Genomic DNA, 2,316 nt, shown 5'->3' with positions numbered 1-2,316 from the left:
CTGCTGCCGCGGGACTTCGTGGAAGACGAGGCGCGCACCAGCCTGCCGGCGCTGCGCGCGCACTTCGGCGTGCAACGCTTCGTGGCGCTGGGGCACAGCGTGGGCGGCGGCATGGCGGCCCATTGCGCGGCAACGCGGGGCACGCCGGGTGACGGCCCCGGCGGCGCGGCGGGCAGCGACTGCGACGCGCTCATCACCATCGCCGCCCAGGCCTGCGTGGAAGAGCGCACGCTGCAGGGCATCCGCGAGGCGCGGGACCAGTTCAACCAACCCGGCGCCCTGGAGCGCCTGGCCCGCTACCACGGCGCCGACCAGGCGCGCTGGGTGCTGAGCGCGTGGGTGGACACCTGGCTGCACCCGGGTTTTGCCGATTGGTCGCTCGCCGAGGCCATGGCGCGCGTCACCTGCCCCGTGCTGGCCCTGCATGGGGACCGCGACGAATACGGCTCCACGGAACAGCCCGAGCGCATCGCCCGCTGGGCCGCCGGGCCGGCGCGTGTGGACATCCTGCCCGGCGTGGCGCACGTGCCCCACCGCGAACAGCCCGACGCGGTGGCCCAGCGGATCGCGGGGTTCCTGGCCGGCCTGCCCGCGGGCCCGGCGGACGGCACCGGCCATCCCCCGCAGCAACCGCCCTCAACGCCGGGCTGACGCCTGCCGCGCTGAAAACCGTCCCGACCGCAGCGAGCGCCTCACGCCTTGGGCGGCCGATGCAGTGCGCAGAGCTTGTTGCCGTCCGGATCGCGCAGATACGCCAGGTACAGCGCGCCGCTCGGGCCCTCGCGAAAGCCCGGCGGGTCTTCGCAGGTCGTGCCACCGTGGGCGACGCCCGCGTCGTGGAACGCCTGCGCCTGTTCCGGCGACTGCACGGTGAACCCGATGGTGCTGCCGTTGCCGTGGCAGGCCGGCTCGCCGTTGATGGGCGTGGAGATCGCGAACGTGCCCGTGGGGCTGCGGTAGAAATAGCGGTTCTTGTGGGCGGACCCGGGGGCGATGCCCAACGTGCCGAGCACCGCGTCGTAGAACCGCTTGGACACTTCCAGATCGCTCACACCCAACATCACATGACTGAACATGGCTTTTGTCTCCGTGGCACCCGTCGCCGGGCAAAAAAGGGATCGGACGATGGTAGCGGCCGCCTGCCCGCGTGCGGGTCGCCCGCGGGCGCTGCGCGCCGCCTTGGCGACATCCCGGAGGGGTTCGGGCCGGTGGGGGAAGACCCTCCGGGTCCGCGCTGATAAACCAAGCATCAAAATGGCCACCAGCGCAATTGACACCAGGGCATATTGCTATCAAAAGCAGAGCGTCATGTTTTGATCCTGCGCCAACCGCTGCCTGCAACCCATTCCCATCTCACCTCATCCCCATCCCCATCCCATCCACCCTGCCGCTCCTCCCGCCATGCCACCCACCCACTTCACCCCCGTCCCGCTCGACAAGGCCTACCGTCTGCTCAACCACGGCCCGACCGTGCTCGTCTCGGCCCACCACGCCGGCACCGACAACGTGATGGCCGCCGCCTGGGCCTGCGCGCTGGACTTCAGCCCGCCCAAGGTCACGGTGGTGATCGACAAGGCCACACGCACGCGCGAGCTGGTGGAAGCCAGCGGCCAGTTCGCGCTGCAGCTGCCCACGCAGGCCATGGCCGCGCTCACCGTGGGCGTGGGCACCGACAGCGCCAAGGCGCGGGCCGACAAGCTGCAGCACTACGGCGTGGAGTTGTTCCACGCGCCCGGCCACGACGCCACGCCCCTGGTGCAGGGCTGCGCCGCCTGGCTGGTGTGCCGCGTGGTGCCCGAGCTGCACAACCAGCAGGCGTACGACCTGTTCATCGCCGAGGTGGTGGCCGCATGGGCAGATGAGCGGGTGTTCCGGGAAGGGCACTGGCACTTCGGGGAAGCGCCGGAGGCACTGCGCACGCTGCATTACGTGGCGGGCGGGCAGTTTTATGCGACGGGGGCTTCGGTGCGGGTGTAAGGGAGGGAAGACGCTCATTTCATGCGTCGGATACTGAAGTGACTGGGATCGAATAAAAGGCGGCTGTGTGATTACCGCTTGGAACCTTATGTCAGCGGTGAGGCAGCAACTGCCTGACGATTCGCGTCGATTTGTGCATCGAAGGCGAATACAGATTAATAGCGATGAACTTGGCTATTTAAGCGTAAGCAGCCACCCAAAAGCTAAAAAACCGACTATGCCACAAACAAAAAAAATGACCCAAAACAACTTTGAACTATGAAAGACGACCTGGGAACAGAGGTAAAGCAGCCATACCACCACCAAGCTGACCATCTAATCCGAAAGGCAAACTCTTGA

The 2,316-nt window shown here is 67.4% G+C and carries 3 protein-coding genes; 2 read left to right on the top strand and 1 reads right to left on the bottom strand.

What is annotated here, in order from left to right; genetic code table 11:
- Positions 1 to 651 (top strand): alpha/beta fold hydrolase (locus tag AC27IO_RS23025; protein ID WP_498740984.1); only part of this gene is annotated, 651 nt, incomplete at its 5' end.
- A 41-nt stretch (positions 652 to 692) separates the two neighbouring features.
- Here AC27IO_RS23025 and AC27IO_RS23020 read toward each other — a convergent pair.
- Positions 693 to 1,076 (bottom strand): VOC family protein, encoded by a 384-nt coding sequence (locus AC27IO_RS23020; RefSeq protein ID WP_272566650.1) that lies wholly within the window; start codon positions 1,074 to 1,076, stop codon positions 693 to 695.
- A gap of 325 nt (positions 1,077 to 1,401) precedes the next feature.
- On the opposite strand from AC27IO_RS23020, the gene AC27IO_RS23015 reads away from it, so the two are divergent.
- Positions 1,402 to 1,977, top strand: coding sequence for a flavin reductase family protein (locus tag AC27IO_RS23015; RefSeq protein ID WP_498740982.1), 576 nt, complete (start codon positions 1,402 to 1,404; stop codon positions 1,975 to 1,977).
- The last annotated feature ends 339 nt before the right edge of the window (positions 1,978 to 2,316 follow it).

The sequence above is a fragment of the Acidovorax sp. KNOB132 genome, assembly GCF_057541515.1.
The sequence above is the reverse complement of the archived record's forward strand: the minus strand, read 5'-3'. Positions and strand labels throughout refer to the sequence as shown.

Bases quoted from the DNA above. Each gene is read 5' to 3' on its own strand.
- AC27IO_RS23020 (WP_272566650.1), bottom strand. From the start codon at position 1,076: ATGTTCAGTCATGTGATGTTGGGTGTGAGCGATCTGGAAGTGTCCAAG.
- AC27IO_RS23015 (WP_498740982.1), top strand. From the start codon at position 1,402: ATGCCACCCACCCACTTCACCCCCGTCCCGCTCGACAAGGCCTACCGT.